Genomic DNA, 17024 nt, shown 5'->3' with positions numbered 1-17024 from the left:
GTGCCCGGCGAACACCGGTCACGAATCCTTATATTAGGCGATCCGCACGATTAGTGATTTTCCGGGATAGCGAGGATGAATTCCGACTCATTAGGCCGGAATTGTGGTGACGGTGTGGTCCCTGCCCGGCCACCCCCCTGGTCAGGCGGTGTCCGCCGGACAATTCACCGGTGGTCGCCCGGAATGTCCGTGCCCGGCCCGGCGCCGGTTCAGCCGTCGCCGAAGCGGCGGGCCGAGGCGTCCTCCTGGGCCAGCCGGTGCAACGCGGTGAGGACCTGCTCGTACAGCACGGTCGAGGCCAGCAGCGAGTGCACGGTGCGGCTGCGCGGGGCGCCGTCGGCGAGCCGGCCCATCTCGTGCTCGGCCATGTCGGAGGCGGCCCGCACGTAGGGGCGCAGGTCGGTCAGGGTGATCGGGAAGCCGAGCCGGCGCAGCGCCACGAAGGTCTGGGCGAGCAGGTCGCGGGCGGGCGCCCGGCCGGAGACCCGCCAGCCCAGCTCGCCGATCAGCGCGTCCACGTCCTCGCGCGCCGCGCGCCAGTGCGGATCGTCGGGCGGGACGACGTGCGGGCCGAGCGCGTGCTGGGTGGTGCCGAACAGCTCGTGCAGCCCGGCGTCCCGGTCCTCCACCGCCGCGATGATCTGCTGGATCGCCGACACCGGCAGCTCGCCGACGTCGCGCAGCGCGTTGATCAGCCGGAGCCGCTCCAGATGCCGCTCGTCGTAGTCCGATCGAGTGGAGCTGACCACAGAACCCTTGGCCAGCAGCCCTTCCCGGATGTAGAACTTGATCGTCTGGACCGTCAGGCCGCTGCGATCGCTCAGCTCTGAGATCTGCACCCAGCACCTCCTCGGCTGGATATTAACGCTAACCAGCCATGGGAAAGCGGCACAATCCAACGATCCCCGGGCACCCTTTCCCGGTCGCTCAGACCCGTGCCGTCAAGGGCAGGTCGGCGATGGAGGAACCGGCGCGCAGCGTGTACGGGACGGCCGGCGGACCGTCCAGCCCGATCCGGACGGTCGCGGTGCCGCCCGGCCCCGCCTCGGCGACGCCGAACCCCACCAGCCGGACCGGCGGGCCCTCCTCCGACGCGTAGCACTGGACGATCTCGCGCCCGGACCGGCCGCCGGTGTTGCGGACGGTGACCTCGGCCACCCCGCCCGCGACGGCCAGCGACTCGTACGCCCAGGTGGTGTAGCCGAGCCCGTGCCCGAACGGGTACGCGACGTCGTGCGGCGGGTAGTGCCGGTAGCCGATCGCGGTGCCCTCGGAGTACTCCAGCGTCCCGTCCGGGCCGGGGACCGGTGACAGGACGCCGGTGCCCGTCACCGGGAACGTGGTCGGCAGCCGTCCGCCCGGCTCGGCCGCGCCGGTGAGGACGTCGGCGATGGCCGCGCCGCCTTCCTGACCGGGCAGCCACGCCCACAGCACGGCGGCGGCCTCGTCCCGCCACGGCATCAGGACCGGCGCCCCGGCGTTGACCACCACGACCGTGCGCGGATTAACGGCCGCGACGGCCGAGACCAGCTCGTCCTGGCGGCCGGGAAGGGCGAGCGTGGTCCGGTCGAAGCCCTCGCTCTCCACCGCGTCGTTGGTCCCGACGACCACCACGGCCGCGTCGGCGCCGCGGGCGGCGGCCACGGCGGCGGCCAGCTCCTCGTCCTCGGTCAGGTGCGGCGCCCAGTGGCCGAGCCCGAGCGCGAGGGCCGGCCGGTCGGGCGCGCAGGCGAGGCGCAGCTCGACCGGGACGGCGCGGCCCGCCGCCAGGTCCACCTCCACGCGGTGCTCCGGCGGGCGCATCAGCGCCTCGACCAGGTCGCCGCCGCCCGGCGCGAGGGTGATCGCCGTGGTGTTCCCGCCGATCGTCAGCAGGAGCTCGCCCACCCCGGACGCCGCGAACGTGTGCGCGCCGTCCTCGGCCGGGGTCACCCGGGTGCGCGCCACGATCTCGCGGGTGCCGTCCGGGACGTCCTGGTAGAGGACGAATCGCGCTCCCGCCCGGCGTTCGGAGCGGAGCGGCGCCCCGTCCGCGCCGAGGAACTCCAGCCGCACGCCGGGCTCGCCCGTCTCCGGGTCGGTGGCCATGGCGAGCGGCAGCGGCGCGAGCCGTTCGTGCGGGTGGACGCCGGGACGGACGATGATCTCGGCATCGCCGAGCGCCTGGCGGAGCCCTTCCTCCGGGGTCACCACGTGGGCGGGGGTGACGTGCGCACTCCCGCCGCCCTGGGCGGCGAACCGCACCGCGTTCGGGCCGATGAGCGCGATCCTGCCGGGAGCGTTCAGCGGGAGCGCGCCGCCCTCGTTCCGCAGCAGCACCATCCCGCGCGAGGCCAGCTCGCGAAGCTGATCGCGGGCGTCGGCCGGGGTGGTCGCCGGGGGCGGCCCGGGGAAGCCGTCCAGCGCGCCCACGCGCGCCGCCAGCCGCAGGATCCGCAGCACCTTGTCGTCGATCAGCTCCGCGGCGACCCGGCCCTCCCGGACCGCCGCGGCGAGCCTGCCGCGCCACGGGCTGGTCGGCAGGCCCGGCATCTCCAGGTCCATGCCCGCGTTGGCGGCGGCCTCGGTGGACCGGATCGCGGTCCAGTCCGAGACCAGCACGCCGTCGAACCCCCAGCGCTCCTTGAGGACGCCGGTCAGCAGCGGCCGGTTCTCGGTCATCGTCGTGCCGTTGACACCGTTGTAGGCCGCCATGGCCGCCCACGCCCCGGCCCGGACGGCCTCCTCGAAGGGGCGCAGGTAAAGGCGATCCAGCGTCCGGTCGTCGATCCGCGCGTCGTAGGACATCCGCTCGGTCTCGGACTCGTTGCCGACCACGTGCTTGGCCGTGGCCGCCACCCCGGCCGACTGGACGCCCCGGACGAACGCGGCGCCGATCCGGGCGACGAGCAGCGGGTCCTCAGAGTAGTTCTCGAAATGCCGGCCGCCGAGCGGGGTCCGGTGCAGGTTGAGGGTGGGGGCGAGCTGGACGTGGACGCCCTTGTCGCGGGCCTGCGCGCCGTTCAGCCGTCCGGTCCGCTCGGCCGCCGCGGGGTCCCAGGTCGCGGCGAGCGCGGTCGGGTTCGGGAACAGCAGGCTCGTCTCGCGATCGTCCCAGCGCGTCCCGCGGACACCGTTCGGGCCGTCCGACAGCACCAGCCGCCTCAGCCCGATCCGGGGGATCGGGCGCAGCGTCCAGAAATCGGCGCCGGTCAGCAGGTCGGTCTTCTCGTCGAGGGTCAGCTCCGCCAGCCGCGCCCGCAGGCCGGATTCGTCGATGGTCATCGGACCTCCCATCCGACCTTGTGTCCGCGGACCGTGAATTTCATGCCAGGACGGTCAGGAGGCGGTGCGGCGCATGCCCTCGGAGACCTTCTCGGCGGCGGCCATCACCGGGCCCGCGTGCAGGCGGCCGGGGGAGCGGGTGAGGCGCTCCAGGGGGCCGGAGACGGAGACCGCGGCGATCACCCGTCCACCCGCGCCCCGTATCGGCGCCGACACCGACCCGACGCCCTGCTCCCGCTCGCCCACACTCTGCGCCCACCCGCGGCGCCGCACCGACGCGAGGGTGGTCGCCTCGAACTTGGCGCCGCGCAGGCCCCGGTGCATCCGGTCCGGCTCCTCCCAGGCGAGCAGGATCTGGGCGGCCGACCCGGCGGTCATCGGGAGCGCCGCGCCGACCGGGATGGTGTCGCGCAGGCCGCTGGTCCGCTCGGCCGCCGCCACGCACACCCGGACGTCGCCCTGGCGGCGGAAGAGCGAGGCGCTCTCGCCGGTCAGGTCGCGCAACTGCGCGAGAATCGGCTGGGCGATGGCGAGGAGGCGGTCCTCGCCCGCCGCCACCGCCAGCTCGGCCAGCCTCGGGCCGAGGATGAAACGGCCCTGCGTGTCGCGGTGCACGAGCCGGTGGTGCTCCAGTGCGACGGCGAGCCGGTGGGCCGTCGGGCGGGCCAGGGCGGTGGTCTGGACGAGCTGGGCGAGCGAGGCCGGACCGGCCTCCAGCGCGTTCAGGACCAGAACCGCTTTGTCAAGTACGCCGACTCCGCTAGAGTTGTCCATGTCTTGATATTGCCGTCTCGTAATTTGAGATGCAAGTCGAGGTGACCCGGACCACGGCGCACCGGCGCGCCGGAGACGACAAGGTGAGGTGGAGCGATGGGCCGCACAATGGCCGAGAAGGTGTACGACGCGCATGTCGTACGACGTGCCGAGGGTGAACCGGACCTCCTCTACATCGACCTGCACCTGGTCCACGAGGTGACCAGCCCGCAGGCGTTCGACGGCCTGCGGATGGCGGGCCGCCCGGTCCGGCGCCCGGACCTGACCATCGCGACCGAGGACCACAACGTCCCGACCACCGACCTGCTCAAGCCGATCGCCGACCCGGTGTCGCGCGCCCAGGTCGAGACGCTGCGCAAGAACTGCGCCGAGTTCGGCCTCCGCCTGCACCCGATGGGCGACGCCGGGCAGGGCATCGTGCACGTCATCGGCCCGCAGCTCGGGCTGACCCAGCCGGGCATGACGGTGGTCTGCGGCGACTCGCACACCTCCACCCACGGCGCGTTCGGCGCGCTGGCCTTCGGCATCGGAACCAGCGAGGTCGAGCACGTCCTGGCCACCCAGACGCTGACCCAGAACCGGCCGAAGACGATGGCCGTGACCGTGGACGGCGCGCTGCCCGCGGGCGTCACCGCCAAGGACCTGATCCTCGCGATCATCGCGCGGATCGGTACCGGCGGCGGCCAGGGACACGTGATCGAGTACCGCGGCGAGGCGATCCGGTCGCTGTCGATGGAAGGCCGCATGACGGTCTGCAACATGTCCATCGAGGCCGGCGCCCGCGCGGGCCTGATCGCCCCGGACGAGACCACCTTCGAGTACCTCAAGGGGCGCGAGCACGCGCCCGCGGGAGTGGACTGGGACAGGGCCGTCGAGTACTGGACGTCCCTGCGCACCGACGACGACGCGGTCTTCGACCGGGAGGTCGTGATCGACGCGGCCGAGCTGACCCCGTTCGTCACCTGGGGCACCAACCCCGGCCAGGGGCTGCCGCTCGGCGCCTCGGTGCCCGACCCGGCCTCCTACGACGACCCGGCCGCCCGGCAGAACGCCGAGCGGGCGCTGGAGTACATGGGCCTGACCGCCGGCACCCCGCTGCGCGAGATCGCCGTCGACACCGTCTTCGTCGGCTCCTGCACCAACGGCCGCATCGAGGACCTGCGCGCCGTCGCGGACGTGCTGGCCGGCCGCCGGGTCGCGGACGGCGTCCGCATGCTGGTCGTGCCCGGCTCGATGGAGGTCAAGAAGAAGGCCGAGGAGGAGGGGCTGGACGAGGTCATCTCCGCCGCCGGCGCCGAATGGCGCGAGGCGGGCTGCTCGATGTGCCTGGCGATGAACCCCGACAAGCTCACGCCCGGGGAGCGCAGCGCCTCGACCTCCAACCGCAACTTCGAGGGCCGGCAGGGACCGGGCGGGCGCACCCACCTGGTGTCGCCCGCCGTAGCCGCCGCCACCGCCGTGACCGGGCGCCTGGCTGCGCCCCTAGACCTCGGCGCAGCCGCCGGGGGGTCTGGGGGGTCGTCCCCCCAGAACGAGACCGATCTGTAAAGGGACGAGCCGAATGGAAGCGTTCACCACCTACACCGGGCGCGCGGTCCCGCTGCGCCGCAGCAACGTCGACACCGACCAGATCATCCCGGCGGTCTGGCTGAAGCAGGTCAGCCGCACCGGCTTCGACAAGGGCCTGTTCTCGGCCTGGCGCGAGGACCCGGACTTCGTGCTCAACCAGCCGCAGTACCAGGGCGCGGGAATCCTGGTCGCCGGGCCCGACTTCGGCACCGGCTCGTCCCGCGAGCACGCGGTCTGGGCGCTCCAGCAGTACGGCTTCCGGGTCGTCATCGCGCCGCGCTTCGGCGACATCTTCCGCAACAACGCCACCAAGATGGGGCTGCTGCCGGTCGTCCTGCCCGCCGAGACCGTCGAGGCGCTCCAGGCCGGGGCCGAGCGGGACCCGGCCGCCGAGCTCACCGTCGACCTGGAGGCGCGCGAGGTCCGCGGCGCGGACGGAACCGGTCTCGCCGCCCCGTTCGAGATCGACGACTACACCCGCTGGCGGCTCCTGGAGGGCCTGGACGACATCGGACTGACCCTGCGCCACGCCGATCGCGTCGGCGAATTCGAGAAGGCCCGGCCGGCCTGGCTGCCGGTCACCGCCTGATCCCGCCGCACGGCGGGCGGGGTCGCCCCCGCCCGCCCCGGGCGGTGTCCGCGCCCGCGTCCCGAGCCCGTCCGGGACGGCCCGCCCCGGCCGTCCCGGACGGGTGCCGGCGTGCCGGCCCCGGGACGACGCGCCCGGCCGCGGACCCCCCGGATGAACGGCCGTTCCACCGCACAGAGGACAATTCCCGGGTGCGGAGACACGCTCGAACCGTTTGGGGGCGCCAGTGAGCCCGGTCCCGTGGACCCGACCCGAGTGGGACGACCCCGCCCTGACGCTCCTCGCGGAGCAGTTGCGGGACGCCCACCGGCTCGTCGCGCCGCTGCCGGCGGAGACCCGGCAGCGGCTCATCAGGCACCTCTTGGCGATCACCGATCTCGCCAAGAGGGACTCCGACCTGGCCGCGCGCAGGCTGGAGACCTTCCTGGCCGATTTCCGCGACGCCCCCGGGCCCCGGTAACGTGCGAGTGGCCGGATCCGGTCCGGCTGCCCGGCGAGACGGGGGCGAGACCGACATAAACGCCAGCGACACGGCAACTCTTGTGTTCAGGTGATTGTGTACATGGAGAGGCTCCCTTAGTTTCGTTCGGGCAAGGGGGGAACTAGAGGAGTAACCCATGAACAAGCGTGAGCTGGTCGACGCCATCTCTGACCGGCTGGGCAGCAAGAAGGCCGCAGCCGAGGCCGTCGACGCCATCCTGGAGACCATCCAGACCACCGTCGCCAAGGGCGACAAGGTCGCGATCACCGGGTTCGGATCGTTCGAGAAGGCCGACCGGCCTGCCCGTACGGCCCGTAACCCCGCAACGGGCAAGACCATCCAGGTCCCCGCGACGTCCGTGCCGAAGTTCAAGGCCGGTGCGGACTTCAAGAACCTGGTGGCCGGGAAGAAGTAACCTGCCACGACAGCGCCTGGGACCGTTCCGAAACGGACCCGGGCGCTGTCGCGTTCACGGATGTACCGCATTCCGGCGGCGCCGGTCGGCAGGTCGGCCGGTCGGCCGGTCAGGCGGTCAGGCGGTCAGGCGGGCGGGGACGGGGGCAGCGGGAACGTCGACAGGGTGATGGCCGACACCCGGCCGCCGCCGTCGAGCGCCAGATTGACCCGCTGGCCGAAGCGCAGCAGGCGCAGGCCCCCCGCCGCGAACGCCGCGCCGTCGAAGGCCAGCTCGGTCCCGTCGTCGAGCAGCACGCTCCCCGAGCGCGTCCCGGCGTCGTAAGCGCGCACTGTCGCCTGCATGCGAGCAGCCTATCCGCCGCCCCACCGCACCGCCGCCCGGCCGTGGCACCGACGCCCGGCCTGCGGCTCCCAGCCCCCTCATCTCCCGGACTTCCGGTCAGGCGGGGGCGCGCAGGGCGGGGAGCAGTGCGGCGACGCCGGCCGTCCGCGGGCCGGTGCCGAGCGCCAGGGCGGCCTTCAGATCGTCCAGGGTGTCGACGTCACGACGTACGCTGTCGATATCGCGGAGCAACAGCTCCCGTGCGCCGCGGGCGCGGTGCGCGGCGCGCGAGTCGCCGCCGAACGCGGGCGAGAACGGCACGCCCGGACGGGCCGTGTAAAGGGTCGTGCCGATGCCCAGCGCGTCCGGCACGAACGCCTCGGGCGCCTCCGCCGCCGCCTCCAGCACGCGGTCCAGCTCGCCGGGTCGCAGCGCGGGGAGATCGGCCGACAGCGCCCCCACGCCCGCGCCGGGGAACGCCTCCCGGCCGCGTCCCGCCCCGTACACCAGGGCCGGGTTGAGACCGGAATCGGGCTCGTCGGGCACGATCCGGGCGCCCAGGGCGGCCAGCTCGGCCGCCGGAAGGGGATCGTCTGTGACCACGATCACATCGCGGACGCGCGCGGAGCGCAGCGCCGCGGCGACCGTGTCGGTGGCGACCGCGAGGGCGAGGGCCTCACGGTGCGGGCCCGCCGCCCCGGACATGCGGGTCTTCGCTCGCGCGAGCACCTTGACGGGCACGACGAGGGACCACTGGAGATGGGGCGCGCCGCCCCCTGCTGTAGACATGGCAACTCGACACTATGCGCACGCAACCGCGACACTTGAGGACACCCCGCGTTCACGCGGGGGACCGACAGGCAAGGAGGGGACGGGCATGGGCCACGGCTATTCGCCGGCCTGGCGGAAGCTCACGATCGTCATCCTGCGCCCGCTGCTGCACGGCCTGCTGCGGCGGGACTGGCGGGGCCGCGGGAACGTGCCCGGGACCGGCGGCGTGATCATCGCCGCCAACCACATCTCCGAGTCCGACCCGCTGGCGCTGGCCCACTTCGTGTTCGAGGCCGGCCGCTACCCGGTCTACCTGGCCAAGTCGACGCTCTTCGACGTCGGGATCCTCCGCGGCGTGCTGCGCGGCACCGGCCAGATCCCCGTCCACCGCGACAGCGCCGACGCCGCGAACGCGCTCCGCGACGTCGAGCAGGCCCTGCTCGACGGCGAGTGCCTGATGTTCTACCCCGAGGGCAGTTGCACCCGCGACCCCGAGCTGTGGCCGATGACCGGGCAGACCGGGGTGGCGCGGACGGCCCTGAAGACCGGCGCGAAGGTCGTCCCGGTCGCGAACTGGGGCGCGCACGAACTGCTGCCGTACAAGAAGGCCGAGCAGCGCGGGCTGGCCGGGAGCCTGAAGAAGGGCTTCCACCCGTTCCCGCGCAAGACCATGAAGGTGATCGCCGGCCCGCCGGTCGACCTGTCGCCCTACGCCGGCCTGCCGCTCACCAAGGAGACGCTGCACGCCGCGACCGAGGACATCATGCGCGAGATCACCGCGCTGCTCGGCGAGCTGCGCGGCGAGGAGCCCCCGGGCCGGGCCTTCGACCACCACAAGGTCCTGGAGGAGCGCCGCAGGGCCCTGGCCGCCGAGAGCCCCGCGCCGGCCGCCGCCGAGACCGTCCGGGCCCAGGCCGAGCCCGCCTGCGAGCCCGCCGCCAAGCCCGTGCCCGGGCCCGCGTCCGACCCTGAGCCTGAGGCCGGGGCGAAGGGGAGTGCCGCCTCGTGACCTTCCGTACCGCGGTGATGGGCTCGGGGTCCTGGGGCACCACCTTCGCCAAGATGCTGCGCGACGCGGGCGGCGAGGTCACCCTGTGGGGCCGCCGTCCCGAGGTGGTCGAGGCGATCAACGAGCGGCGCGAGAACCCCGACTACCTGCCCGGCGTCGTCCTGCCCGAGGGGATCCGCGCCACGCTCGACCCGGCCGAGGCGCTCGCCGGCGCCGATTTCGTCGCGCTGGCCGTGCCCGCCCAGACGCTGCGGCAGAACCTGTCCGGCTGGACGGAGCTGCTGCCCCCGGACGCGGTGCTGGTCAGCCTGATGAAGGGCATCGAGCTCGGCACCACCCGGCGGATGTCGGAGGTGATCGTGGAGGTCGCGGGCGTCCCCGCGGAACGGGTGGCGGCGTTCTGCGGCCCGAACCTGGCCCGTGAGATCGCCACCGGCGAGCCCGGCGCGGCCGTCGCCGCGTGCGTCGACGAGCGCACCGCGCAGCGGCTCCAGGCCGCCACCATGACCCCCTACTTCCGCGTCTACACCTCCACCGACGTGATCGGCTGCGAGGTGGGCGGCGCGGTGAAGAACATCGTCGCGCTGTGCGTGGGGATGGCGGCCGGCCTCGGCTTCGGCGCCAGTACCCAAGCGCTGCTGATGACCCGGGGGCTCGCCGAGATCGCCCGGCTGGGCGCCGCGCTCGGCGCCGACGAGCACACCTTCGCCGGGCTGGCCGGGATGGGAGACCTGGTCGGCACGTGCATCTCGCCGCTGTCGCGCAACCGCACCTTCGGCGAGAACCTGGGCCGCGGGATGACCCTCGACCAGGTGATCACCGTCACCCGGCAGACGGCCGAGGGGGTCAAGTCCTCCGAGGCGGTGCATGAGCTGGCCCGCAAGCACAACGTGGAGATGCCGATCACCGAGGCGGTCGTCGCGGTGCTGTACGGCGGCATGCCGATCAAGGAGGCGGCCGTCTCGCTCATCTCCCGGTCGCCGAAGCCCGAGCGCTACGGGGTCTGAGCGCTGCGGGTCCGACCGGCGGCGCGGCCCGCTCGTGGCCGGTCCGGGCTGATCACCGGTAAGGTCGGGCATCATGTCCCAGGTATCTTCCAAGATCCGTGTGGCCGTGGTCTTCGGCGGGCGCAGCTCCGAGCACGCCATCTCGTGCGTGACCGCCGGCGCCTTCATGGCCGCCATCGACCGGGACCGCTACGAGGTGGTGCCGATCGGCATCACCCGCGACGGCCGGTGGGTGCTCGCCTCCGGCGCGCAGCGCCTGGCGATCGAGGACGGCGCGCTGCCCGAGGTCGACGGCTCCGGCCACGCGCTGGCCCTCCCGTTCGACCCGTCCGCCGGCGGCCTGATGGTGGTCGAGCCCGGCCAGGTGCCGCGCGCCCTCGGCGACGTCGACGTGGTCCTGCCGCTGCTGCACGGCCCGTACGGCGAGGACGGCACCATCCAGGGCCTCCTGGAGCTGGCCGGCGTCCGCTACGTGGGCGCCGGGGTGCTGGCGAGCGCGGTCGGCATGGACAAGGGCTTCATGAAGCTGGTCTGGCAGGCGCAGGGGCTGCCGGTCGGCCCGTACGTCATGATCGGCGACCGGGAGTGGCGGCGCGAGCGCAAGCGCAAGCTCGACGAGGTCGCCGAGCTCGGCCTGCCGGTGTTCGTCAAGCCCGCGCGGGCCGGGTCGAGCATGGGCATCACCCGGGTCGCCGCCGAGGACGAGCTGGAGGCCGCGATCGAGGCGGCCCGCGAGCACGACCCGAAGGTGATCGTGGAGGCCGCGATCGTCGGCCGCGAGATCGAGTGCGGCGTGCTGGAGGGACGCGACGACGCCCCCACCGAGGCCGGCCCGCCGGCCGAGGTGCTGATGGCCGGCGACCACGACTTCTACGACTTCGAGAGCAAGTACCTCGACGCCTCGCTGCGGCTGTCGATCCCGCCCGACCTGCCGGCCGAGGCGATCGAGGAGGTCCAGCGGCTCGCGGCGCGGGCGTTCGACGCGCTCGACTGCGAGGGGCTGGCCCGGGTCGACTTCTTCTACACCCCGGACGGGCGCTGGATCCTCAACGAGATCAACACCATGCCGGGCTGCACCCCGACCTCGGCGTTCCCGCAGATGTGGGCGGCCGGCGGCCTCGACTACCCGGCGCTCGTCGACCGCCTCATACAGACCGCCCTGACCCGCCCCACCGGCCTTCGCTGACCGTGCCGCCCCCCGCCCCCGGCGGAGGGGCGGCGGGTCAGCCGGCGGTGAAGGGGAGCCAGGCGCCTTGGCCCAGGGAGGCGGCGTCGGTGGCGCGGGCGCCCGCGTCGGAGAACGTCCAGAGGGTGCCGCCGACGAGCAGTGAGCGGCGGATCGAGCCCGCGTAGTCGTTCCCCGGATGCTCGACGCTCCCGAGCCGGCGCACGCCGCCGCCGTCGACCTTGAGGACCAGCGCCTCGCTCGCCCCGGTGGCGCCGCGCGTCACCGGCACGACCGTCAGGCCGGTCCGCGGCCAGTAGAGGAACGCGTGCGGGTCGAACTCGGCCTGGGCCGACGAGCCGGGCAGCTTGAACGCGCCGACGCGGCGCGGGGCCGCGCTCACGTCGAACAGCGACACCTGCGTGCCCCGGACGCGTCCGGACGGGCCGGCGTCCTGGCCGACGCCGAGCAGCCGCCCGTCCGCCATCGGGTGCAGGTACGCCGAGTAGCCGCTGATCTTCAGTTCGCCGCTGACCCGCGGCCGGGCCGGGTTCCTGAGGTCGACCACGTACAGCGGGTCGACCTGCCGGAACGTCACCACGTACGCCGCCGGGCCGAGGAACCGGACCGCGTAGATCCGCTCGCCCCTGCCCAGCCCGCCGATCTCGCCCGCGAGGTCGAGCCGCGCGCCGTGCTGCGCGAGCACGCGCACGGCGCTCTCGGAGCGCGGCGGCGAGGGCGCGGCCGTGGCGGCCGGCCGCTCCAGGTCCCGGCGGACGCCGGCGGACACCGGGGTGGTCGTCGTCGCGATGCGCAGGTTCCCGCCGTACTCCGACATCGAGTACTGGTTCAGCAAGGACCCGGCGACCGAGCCGGACGCCGCGTAGCGGGGCCGTCCCGGGCCGCGGATCTCGAACTTGTGCACGTCGGTGCGCTCCGCCGCGACCGGCCTCACCTCCGGCGGACGGTCCGGGCGCGGCGGGACCGGGGGAGTACCGGTGATGTAGAGGCTCGACCCGGTGCCGTACACCGTCCGGCCGTCGGCGGCGACGCTCACCGGCGCCGGGTCGCCGAGGCCGCGGGCCAGGTCGAGCGTCAGCACGGTGAGCATCGTGGCGCCGGTGTAGGACGCGGGACGGCTGACCTGCTCGCACGGCACCGTGTACGTCTTGGCGGTCCCGCTCGGGCCGCTCACCTGGAAGGTGGGCAGCCACGCGTCGAGCGGGGCGTCGCGGACGGTCTCGCGGTTGCGTTCGACGGCCGCCCGCCCGGGGGCCCGGCCGCCGGGCGGGACGGGGAACCTGATCTGCGGGGCCGACTGGACCACCACGCGCGCCACGCTGCCGGTCTGGCGGGCGTCGACGTAGGTCGACCGGGTGGACATCGTGCCGGCGACCTTCGGGGTTCCGGCGAGGTCGACCAGCGTCAGCCGGGTCCGCGGCGCGGCGGGGACGGGCATGGCGCCGTCGTCCGGGCCGCGCGTCATGACCGGGTTCTCCGGGGAGAGCACCAGGGCGCGGTCGCCGCTGAGCAGGAGCTGGGCGTTGCCGCCGCCGCCCGGCCCGAGCCGGGTCCGGTCCGGCAGGTCCAGGGTGCCGGTGACCTTGCGGCTCGCGGCGTCGACCACTTGGAGGCGGCGGCCCGCGAGCGCGACGATCCGGCGGCCGTCGGTCTTGACCAGGTCGGGCTCGTCGGCGTCCGGCTCGTGGGTGTTGGTGCCCGAGTGCGACGCGGCGGCGTCCTGTTCGGCGGGCGCGGCCTGTGCGTCCGGCGCGTTCGGGGCCATGGCCTTGGACCTGGCCATGCCGCCGTCCAGGGTCGCGCCGTAGGGGGTCGCGCCGTCCAGCCCGTACGGGCCGACCCGCTGGGACGTCGCCGTGCGCAGGCCGCCGAGCAGGGAGTCGCAGTCGTCATAGGCGACCAGCCGCATCGGGGGAGCGGTGGTCTCGGCGTCGCCGCCGGACCCGGAGCAGCCGGCCAGCAGCAGCACCGCGGCCGGGGCGAGGGGAGTGAGGATGCGGGGGCGCATTGGGCTTGGACGTTCCGGCGGGGAGACCCGTTCCCGGCCTCCGGCGATTTCCCGGCGATCGTCGCCCAGGCTGTCGGGCCGGGGACCCGCACTTCCCGCCGAGCGCGGCCGACGACTGCCGCGAGGCGGCGATGACCGGCTGGATCGACCTGCGGGTCACCCGTCCCGGCCGGGTTCCTTCTCCGCCTCCTCGGTCTCCCGCGCCTTCCCGGCCGTCTGCTTCTCGTGCTTGGCGATCAGGGTGTCGATCTGGACGCTGAGCCGGGAGCCGAGCGGCCAGCCGACGTAGTGGGTCAGGAAGATCGCGGTCTCGCGCAGCTCGGCCGGGGACAGCTCGCCGTTGGCGAGGGCCGCCGGGATCTGGATGTCCAGCACGTCGTTGAGGCCCTGCCCGGCCAGCATCCCGATGATCAGCAGCCGGCGATCCCGCAGGCTGAGGCCCTCCCGGGTCCAGATGTCGCCGAACAGGTGGTCCACGGTGATGCCGAAGAAGTCGCCGGGGGCGTCGCCGATCTCCCAGCCGTACACCTGGCGCATCATGTCCAGGCCGCGCGCGCGGCGGTCATCCATGCGGGTCCTCCTCGTCCGGGCCGAGCCCGAGGCCGGCGGCGAAGCGGTCGAGCGCGAGGCGGGCGAACGGGGCGTCCACGCCGAGCTCGCCGGCGAGTTCGAGGGCGAGCGCGAGGTCCTTCTCCCCGAGGTCGCGGACGTGCCGCAGGACGCCGATCAGGTCGTCGCCCGGTTCCAGCGGAGCGGTGCTGCCGCGCAGCATGATCGACCCGGCGCCGCCGGTGATGGCGTCGGTGTGCCGGACGACCCGGGCCAGCTTGCGCAGCGACACCCCGGACGCCTCGGCCAGCCGCTGCGCCTCCGCGGCGGCGGAGAACGCGGCGAAGTGCAGCAGGTTGCGGGCCAGTTTGGTGCGGGTGCCGGCGCCCGCCGGCCCCATGTGCAGGACGAGGTCCGCCCACGCGCCGAACGGCTCGCGGCAGCGCTCGAACGCCTCGTCCGTGCCGCCGACCATGACCGCGAGGGTGCCCGCGGTCGCGCCCATGAACCCGCCGCTGACCGGGGCGTCGACCACCTCGATGCCGTACGGGCGGGCGCGTTCGGCGAGGTCCTCGGCCGTCCCGGCGCGGATGGTGGAGTGGATCGCCAGCACGGTGCCGGGACGGGCCGAGGCGAGCACCTCGGCGGCGACCTCGCGCACCTGGGCGTCGTCGCGGACCATCACCGACACCAGGTCGGCGTGCGCGGCGGCCTCGGCCACGCTCCGCGCGGCGCGGGCGCCCGCCTCGACCAGCGGCGCGACCGCCTCGGCGCGGGTGTCGTGGACGACCAGGCCGCGTCCGGTGAGGTGCCCGGCCATCGGCGCGCCCATCTGCCCGAGCCCGATGAACGCCCCGGTCATGACCGGAACACCTCGCCGCCGTCGACGTTGACGATCTGCCCGGTGACCCAGCCCGCCGCGTCCGAGAGCAGGAACAGGCACATCCCGACCAGGTCGTCCGGGGTGCCCATCCGCTTGACCGCCATCCGGTCGCGGACGATCTTCTGCGACATGTCGCCGGGAACCACGGCGCGGTTGGCCTCGGTGTCGATCGGGCCGGGCGCGATCGCGTTCACCCGGATGTTCATGCCGCCGAGCTCGTGCGCGAGCTGCTGGGTGAGGCCGTTGACGCCGACCTTGGCCAGCCCGTAGAAGCCGGAGTACTGCCAGGCGGCGGTGGACGACTGGTTGACGATGGAGCCGCCGCCGCGCGCCCGCATGTGCGGGTGGACGGCCCGAGCGCACAGCAGCGCGCCGTCCATGTTCACCGCCATGAACCGCTTGTAGTAGTCCCAGTCGACGGTGAACAGGAAGTCCAGCTTCATCGTGCCGAAGATCGCGGCGTTGTTGACCAGGTGGTCGATGCCGCCGAAGCGGTCCACCGCGGCCGACGCCATCGCCTCCACCGACGCGGGGTCGGACACGTCGGTCCGGACGAACAGCCCCTTGATGTCGGCGGCGACCGCCTCGCCGCGCCCGTCCACGTCCGCGACGACCACCGAGGCGCCCTCGGCGGCCAGTGCCCGCGCGTAGGCCTCGCCGATCCCGCCGGCCGCGCCGGTGACGATCGCGACCCTGTCCTCGAACCTGCCGTTCATGAGACTCCCTCGGCGATCGCCTTGGTCTCCAGATACTCCTCGAACCCGGCCACGCCCATCTCGCGGCCGATGCCCGACTGCTTGTAGCCGCCGAACGGGACGTCCGGGCCGAACCAGACGCCGCCGTTCACGCTGACCGTGCCGGTGCGCAGCCGCGCCGCGACCGCGCGGGCCCGCTCCGCGCCGCCGTGCACCGCGCCCGACAGCCCGTACGGGGAGTCGTTGGCGATGCGGACCGCGTCGTCGTCGCCGTCGTGCGGCAAGATCACCAGGACCGGGCCGAAGATCTCCTCGCGGGCCGCGCGGGCGTCGGCGGCCAGCCCGGTGACCAGGGTCGGCTCGATCCAGAAGCCCCGGTCGCGGCCCGCCGGACGGCCGCCGCCGCAGGCGAACTCGCCGCCCTCCTCCCGCGCGAGCCGCAGGTAGTCCTCGATCCGGTCGCGCTGGCGGGCCGAGATGACCGGCCCGCAGATCGTCCCCTCGTCGGACGGGTCGCCGGGCCCGAGCCTGTGCAGCGTCCGGGCGGTGCTCTGGGCCGCCTCGTCGTGGCGGGCGCGGGGGACCAGCAGCCGGGTGGTGATCGCGCAGCCCTGGCCCGCGTGCGTCACCGCCGCGAACGCCGCGTAGGAGCACGCGGCGCGCAGGTCGGCGTCGTCCAGCACGATGAAGGCCGACTTGCCGCCGAGCTCCAGGAACACCTTCTTGAGCGTCCCCGCGGCGGTGGCCATCACCTCGCGGCCGGTCGCGGTCGATCCGGTGAACGAGACCAGGTCGACGCGCGGGTCCTCGGCGAGCTGCGCGCCGAGGGCGTGGTCGGAGGAGGTGACGACGTTGACCACGCCGGGCGGGATGTCGGTCTCTTCGGCGATCAGCGTGCCGAGCACCGCGGCGCACCAGGGCGTGTCGGGCGCGGGCTTGAGGACGACGGTGTTGCCGGCCGCGAGCGCCGGGCCGAGCTTGGCCAGGTTGATCTGGTGCGGGAAGTTCCACGGGGTGATCGCGCCGACCACCCCGACCGGCTCCCGGCGGACCCGGCGGTGGCTCGGCATGCCCATCGGCTCGGCGCGGCCGAGGTCGGTCTCCCACGCGTAGCCCTCGGCGAGGCCGGCGAACCAGCCGAGGGCCTCCACGGGCCCGTCGAGCTGGGCGCCGTAGGTCAGGAAGCGCGGGGCGCCCGCCTCCTTGATCGTGAGCTCGCGCAGCTCGCCGGCGTGCCGGGCCATGGCCTCGCCGAGCTGCCGCAGGCAGCGCACCCGCAGCGCGAGGTCGGTGGACCAGGCCGAGGTGTCGAACGCCCGGCGGGCGGCGCCGACGGCCGCGTCCATGTCGGCGGCGGTGGCGTCGGCGGCGGCGCCGAGCACCTCGCCGGTCGCCGGGTCGAGTGTCGCGAACGTTCCGCCGGAGCCGGGGGCGGTCCGTCCGTCCAGGAGGAGGGGGGAAGGATCGGCAAACAAGCGATCGGTTGTTCTGGACACCTGT

General features: G+C 74.1%; 17 protein-coding genes. 7 read left to right on the top strand and 10 right to left on the bottom strand.

All coding sequences use genetic code 11. From position 1 onward, the window contains the following. Positions 1–209: 209 nt before the first annotated feature. From QP090_RS06005 to QP090_RS05995, 3 genes are all read right to left on the bottom strand, one after another. A complete protein-coding gene (locus tag QP090_RS06005; RefSeq protein ID WP_285937471.1) occupies positions 210–839 on the bottom strand; it encodes a MerR family transcriptional regulator in 630 nt (209 codons plus the stop codon). A gap of 88 nt (positions 840–927) precedes the next feature. Beyond that, a complete protein-coding gene (locus QP090_RS06000; RefSeq protein WP_285937470.1) occupies positions 928–3264 on the bottom strand; it encodes a glycoside hydrolase family 3 protein in 2337 nt (778 codons plus the stop codon). 54 nt (positions 3265–3318) lie between these two features. Next, positions 3319–4038 carry an IclR family transcriptional regulator gene (locus QP090_RS05995; RefSeq protein ID WP_285937469.1) on the bottom strand — a complete coding sequence of 240 codons (720 nt, stop codon included), beginning with the start codon at positions 4036–4038 and terminating at the stop codon, positions 3319–3321. Between the two features lie 96 nt (positions 4039–4134). On the opposite strand from QP090_RS05995, the gene leuC reads away from it, so the two are divergent. The 4 genes from leuC to QP090_RS05975 all read left to right on the top strand — a co-directional run bounded on the left by leuC (position 4135) and on the right by QP090_RS05975 (position 7092). After that, on the top strand, positions 4135–5586 hold the full coding sequence (gene leuC / locus QP090_RS05990) for a 3-isopropylmalate dehydratase large subunit (RefSeq protein ID WP_285937468.1): 1452 nt from the start codon (positions 4135–4137) through the stop codon (positions 5584–5586). 13 nt (positions 5587–5599) lie between these two features. Continuing rightward, on the top strand, positions 5600–6196 hold the full coding sequence (leuD, locus tag QP090_RS05985; RefSeq protein ID WP_285937467.1) for a 3-isopropylmalate dehydratase small subunit: 597 nt from the start codon (positions 5600–5602) through the stop codon (positions 6194–6196). 226 nt (positions 6197–6422) lie between these two features. After that, positions 6423–6656, top strand: a complete 234-nt coding sequence (locus QP090_RS05980; RefSeq protein ID WP_285937466.1) for an SCO5555 family protein — start codon at positions 6423–6425, stop codon at positions 6654–6656. Between the two features lie 157 nt (positions 6657–6813). Beyond that, positions 6814–7092 carry an HU family DNA-binding protein gene (locus QP090_RS05975; RefSeq protein WP_285937465.1) on the top strand — a complete coding sequence of 93 codons (279 nt, stop codon included), beginning with the start codon at positions 6814–6816 and terminating at the stop codon, positions 7090–7092. A gap of 125 nt (positions 7093–7217) precedes the next feature. On the opposite strand, the gene QP090_RS05970 is transcribed toward QP090_RS05975, so the two are convergent. Next, complete coding sequence (locus QP090_RS05970) at positions 7218–7436, bottom strand: hypothetical protein (RefSeq protein ID WP_285937463.1); 219 nt, start codon at positions 7434–7436, stop codon at positions 7218–7220. Between the two features lie 97 nt (positions 7437–7533). Beyond that, positions 7534–8205 (bottom strand): 2-phospho-L-lactate guanylyltransferase, encoded by a 672-nt coding sequence (gene cofC, locus QP090_RS05965; protein ID WP_285937462.1) that lies wholly within the window; start codon positions 8203–8205, stop codon positions 7534–7536. Positions 8206–8293: 88 nt separating this feature from the next. Between cofC and QP090_RS05960 the strand changes: the two genes are divergently transcribed. From QP090_RS05960 to QP090_RS05950, 3 genes are all read left to right on the top strand, one after another. Next, the gene (locus QP090_RS05960; protein WP_285937461.1) at positions 8294–9196 is read left to right on the top strand and encodes a lysophospholipid acyltransferase family protein; all 903 of its coding nucleotides are present in this window, start codon (positions 8294–8296) and stop codon (positions 9194–9196) included. A 17-nt stretch (positions 9197–9213) separates the two neighbouring features. Continuing rightward, positions 9214–10203, top strand: coding sequence for an NAD(P)H-dependent glycerol-3-phosphate dehydrogenase (locus QP090_RS05955; RefSeq protein ID WP_285938589.1), 990 nt, complete (start codon positions 9214–9216; stop codon positions 10201–10203). Between the two features lie 73 nt (positions 10204–10276). Next, the gene (locus QP090_RS05950; RefSeq protein WP_285937460.1) at positions 10277–11389 is read left to right on the top strand and encodes a D-alanine--D-alanine ligase family protein; all 1113 of its coding nucleotides are present in this window, start codon (positions 10277–10279) and stop codon (positions 11387–11389) included. Positions 11390–11426: 37 nt separating this feature from the next. On the opposite strand, the gene QP090_RS05945 is transcribed toward QP090_RS05950, so the two are convergent. From QP090_RS05945 to QP090_RS05925, 5 genes are all read right to left on the bottom strand, one after another. Continuing rightward, the gene (locus tag QP090_RS05945; protein ID WP_285937459.1) at positions 11427–13397 is read right to left on the bottom strand and encodes a beta-propeller domain-containing protein; all 1971 of its coding nucleotides are present in this window, start codon (positions 13395–13397) and stop codon (positions 11427–11429) included. Positions 13398–13553: 156 nt separating this feature from the next. Then, on the bottom strand, positions 13554–13967 hold the full coding sequence (locus tag QP090_RS05940) for a carboxymuconolactone decarboxylase family protein (protein WP_285937458.1): 414 nt from the start codon (positions 13965–13967) through the stop codon (positions 13554–13556). Then, positions 13960–14808 carry an NAD(P)-dependent oxidoreductase gene (locus tag QP090_RS05935; protein ID WP_285937457.1) on the bottom strand — a complete coding sequence of 283 codons (849 nt, stop codon included), beginning with the start codon at positions 14806–14808 and terminating at the stop codon, positions 13960–13962. Before QP090_RS05935 ends, QP090_RS05940 begins: the two co-directional genes overlap by 8 nt. Continuing rightward, positions 14805–15545 (bottom strand): SDR family oxidoreductase, encoded by a 741-nt coding sequence (locus tag QP090_RS05930; protein ID WP_285937456.1) that lies wholly within the window; start codon positions 15543–15545, stop codon positions 14805–14807. The genes QP090_RS05935 and QP090_RS05930 overlap by 4 nt, the downstream gene beginning before the upstream one ends. Further along, the gene (locus QP090_RS05925) at positions 15542–16999 is read right to left on the bottom strand and encodes an aldehyde dehydrogenase (RefSeq protein ID WP_285937455.1); all 1458 of its coding nucleotides are present in this window, start codon (positions 16997–16999) and stop codon (positions 15542–15544) included. The genes QP090_RS05930 and QP090_RS05925 overlap by 4 nt, the downstream gene beginning before the upstream one ends. Positions 17000–17024: the final 25 nt, after the last annotated feature.

Origin of the sequence: Actinomadura xylanilytica, assembly GCF_030283145.1 — a bacterium.
Classification (GTDB): domain Bacteria; phylum Actinomycetota; class Actinomycetes; order Streptosporangiales; family Streptosporangiaceae; genus Spirillospora; species Spirillospora xylanilytica.
This window is presented reverse-complemented; position numbering and strand designations above follow the sequence as displayed.